The sequence below is a fragment of the Roseiarcus sp. genome (assembly GCF_052145395.1).
GTDB lineage: Bacteria > Pseudomonadota > Alphaproteobacteria > Rhizobiales > Beijerinckiaceae > Roseiarcus.
Window position 1 is genome coordinate 1 of record NZ_JBKQOT010000635.1, and the last position, 3,388, is coordinate 3,388.

Here is a 3,388-nt window from a genome sequence, read left to right on the forward strand (position 1 = left end):
AGGGGCGTGTCGCCTTCGACCTTCTCGCTGAAGAAAAAGGGCGCGCCAAGAATCGTTTGATCGTCGCTCGCCAGATAGACGCGGGGCGCGGGAACGTCGCTCGCAGCGAGCGCGCTCAAGGATTCGAATTCCGGCATTGCGCTATAGGGCGCAAAAAGCCCATAAGGCGGCCCGATGCGGAGGATCGCTTCGGTTGCGTCCGGAAAGCCCGAGAGCGAAACGCTGCAGGTGATCCAGGAGAAGCCGGCCGGAAATTTTGTCACGCGGTCGACCGAGACCGGGCGCCTCGCAACCGTGCCGAGATAGTCGCCGAGACGACCGCGAAGACGGTCGACCGTTTCGAGCTCCGGGATGTCGTCCGACACCGCTCCAGCAGGCTCCCTCACCAAGACTCCTCACATTGACGACGCGCCGTCGCAGGCGGTCGCGCTTTTTGATAAACTAGCACACCATCGCTCGGCGGGCAAACGATCAGTGTGCCGGCAAAGAGAAGCCGCTGCCTCAATAATGCGGCTTCGCTGCGCGCATAGCCCACTGGACAAGAGGCGTCCAGAGATGATAAACTACCTTACTAGTTTATGGCGAGGGCCGCTTTGGCTCGAGCCTTTCGCCCTCAGGGAGGAAACGTTGTGAGGAGGGTCGATCCCGTCGCGTCCGACGCTGGCTTCTTGCCCCGTCTCGCCTCCATAGCCCCCGGAGCGCCCGCCTCACGGCGCGCCTTCCGGACGTCGTGCCGGATCCTCCTTTTCCCTTCGTTGGCATGGCTTTTTTGGTCTTTCAACCGGTCGCGAGGTCGCTGAGATGGAACTGACCGCATTCACCTTCGAAGTCGTGGACGGCGTGGCGCATATCACGATGAGCCAGCCCGAGCGCGGCAACCCATTCGACGAACGTTTCGCCGCCGACTTCGATCGTCTGGCGACCGAATGCACGGTGCGCGAGGACGTTCGCGCTGTGCTGATCGACGCGAAGGGACGGTTCTTCAGCGTCGGAGGCGACCTCAATGCGCTGACCCGCAGCCGCGAGGACCTTGCGCGCTTTGTTTCGGCGGCGACATCCAATCTCCACATGGGCATCTCGCGCTTCGCTCGGCTCGACGCGCCGGTCGTTGCGGCGGTGCATGGGCTGGCCGCGGGCGGTGCCGTCGCGCTCGTCGCCGGGGCGGATTTTGTTCTCGCTTCACCCAACGCCAAATTCTACGCCGCCTTCGCCGGCATCGGCATCGTCAGCGACAGCGGCGGCAGCTACTTCCTGCCGCGCCGGATGGGATCACGCCGGGCCGCGCAATTCTACATGCTCAACGAAACCTTGAGCGCCGAAGATGCGGTCGGGACTGGCCTCATCAACCGCGTCGTCGAGGCTGACGCGCTTGAAACTGAAGCCTGGGCGCTCGCCCGCAAGCTTGCGCAGGGTCCGACCCGCGCCTTCGGCGAGGCGAAGAACCTCATGCTTTCCAGTCCGGCCGAGAGCCTCGAAGGACAACTCGAAAACGAGGCGCGCGCGATGGCGCGCGTGACCCGCACCGACGACGCGTGGAACGCGATGCGCGCCATGCTCGCCAAGCAAAAGCCAACCTTTCAGGGCCGCTAACGCGGCCTCCTGTCCAATCTGCGCGACGGAGCCTTTTGCGTATGATTTTCAACGACGACCAACTCGCCATCAAGGATCTCGCCCGTCGTTTCGCGCGCGAAAAACCCGCTCCGCACTATCAGGCCCGCGACAAGTCAGGCGTACTCGATCGCTCGCTTGTCCGCGAGATGGGGGAACTGGGCCTCATGGGGGTCGATCTTCCGGAGGCTTTCGGCGGACTGGGCGCGCCGGGCCTCACGGCGGGCCTGATCGCCGAAGAACTCGCCTACGGCGATTTCAACGTCAGCGCCGTGCCGGTCGGCGTGTCGCTCCTCGGCGCAATCATCATGAGCAGCGCCTCGGCCAAGCTTGCAGCCTACTGGATCCCCCGGATGATCAGTGGGGAGACGCTGATGGGCGTGTGCGTAACCGAGCCGAGCGGCGGTTCAGACGCGAGTGCGCTGAAGCTGCGCTGCCGCCGCGACGGCGATCATTACGTTCTCGACGGCGAGAAGACGTCGATCACGTTCGCCGACTGCGCAGATGCATTCATCGTGTTCGCGCGGACCGGTGCGCCCGAGTGCGGGGCGGCGGGCGTGACCGCCCTCGTGGTTCCCGCCGATACGCCCGGTATCGCCCGCACGCGCTTCAACGATGTCGGCAGCCACATCATAGGACGCGGCTCGGTCTTCTTCGAAGGCGTGCGCGTGCCGATTGCAAACAGGCTCGGCGAGGAGAACCAGGGGTTCACGCATGTCATGCGCGGCTTCGATTTCAGCCGCGCCCTGATCGCGCTTCAATGTGTCGGCTGCGCCCAGGCGTCGCTGGACGAAGCGTGGGAATACACAAAGAGTCGCACCGCCTTCAATGCGCCGATCGCCTCCTATCAAGGGGTGACGTTCCCCTTGGTCGAAGGCGACAGCCAGATCGCCGCGATCCGTCAGCTTTGCTTCCACGCGATCGCGCTCCGCGACGCCGGGCTCCCCCATACGGCCGAGGCGGCCATGGTCAAATGGATGGGTCCGAAGACTGCTTTTGACGTGATCCATCAATGCCTCCTGACCTTTGGTCACTACGGCTGGTCCATGGATCTGCCGCATCAGCAGCGGATGCGCGACGTCATGGGACTCGAGATTGGTGACGGGACCGCTGGCATCATGAAACTGATCGTTGCCCGGGAGCGTGTCGGGCGGGTCGCCGTCCAGTATGGAAAACGCTGAATGCGGGAGGCGACGCTGCGATGAAAATTATCGTGCCCGTTAAGCGGGTGGTCGATTACAACCGCGGCGTTGCGCAGGCCTGCCGACTCCGTTCGCGCCGCCCCGGAGAAGCTTGGAGACAAGATGCACGAGTCCAGTGTGCCAATCGCCAATCGGATGTTTGCGCTGAACGCGGAGCAGCAGGCCATCTTTGAGATGGCCCGTGGTTTCGCCCAGCAGGAGTTGGCGCCGAAAGCAATTGAATGGGATCAGGAAAAGCGCTTTCCCGTCGATGTGTTGCGCGAAGCCGCTGCGCTGGGCATGGGCGGCGTCTATGTGCGCGACGATTTCGGCGGCAGCGGCCTCTCGCGGCTCGACGCGGCCCTGATCTTTGAGGCCCTGGCCACTGGCTGCCCGTCCATCGCCGCATACATTTCGATCCATAACATGTGCACGTGGATGATCGACAGCTTTGGCGACGAGGCCCAGCGGGCGAAATGGATTCCCAGGCTTTGCACCATGGAGAACCTGGCGTCCTATTGCCTGACCGAACCTGGCGCCGGGTCGGATGCGGCGGCCTTGCGCACGCGCGCGGTCAAGGACGGTGACGCCTACGTTCT

3 protein-coding genes and 1 pseudogene are annotated in these 3,388 nt (G+C 63.9%); 3 read left to right on the forward strand and 1 reads right to left on the reverse strand.

The window, feature by feature from the left end:
- A pseudogene (locus ACLP25_RS21975) lies at positions 1–386 on the reverse strand (hypothetical protein); the annotation flags it as partial.
- A 415-nt stretch (positions 387–801) separates the two neighbouring features.
- Here ACLP25_RS21975 and ACLP25_RS21980 point away from each other — a divergent pair.
- From ACLP25_RS21980 to ACLP25_RS21990, 3 genes are all read left to right on the forward strand, one after another.
- Entirely contained in the window at positions 802–1,590 is a 789-nt protein-coding gene (locus tag ACLP25_RS21980; RefSeq protein ID WP_442471272.1) for an enoyl-CoA hydratase/isomerase family protein, read from the forward strand.
- A gap of 41 nt (positions 1,591–1,631) precedes the next feature.
- Entirely contained in the window at positions 1,632–2,789 is a 1,158-nt protein-coding gene (locus ACLP25_RS21985) for an acyl-CoA dehydrogenase family protein (protein ID WP_442471273.1), read from the forward strand.
- Between the two features lie 156 nt (positions 2,790–2,945).
- A partial coding sequence (locus tag ACLP25_RS21990) for an acyl-CoA dehydrogenase family protein (protein WP_442471274.1) occupies positions 2,946–3,388 on the forward strand: 443 nt, incomplete at its 3' end.

Coding starts and splice junctions, on each gene's coding strand:
- ACLP25_RS21980 (WP_442471272.1), top strand. CDS start 802: ATGGAACTGACCGCATTCACCTTCGAAGTCGTGGACGGCGTGGCGCAT.
- ACLP25_RS21985 (WP_442471273.1), top strand. CDS start 1,632: ATGATTTTCAACGACGACCAACTCGCCATCAAGGATCTCGCCCGTCGT.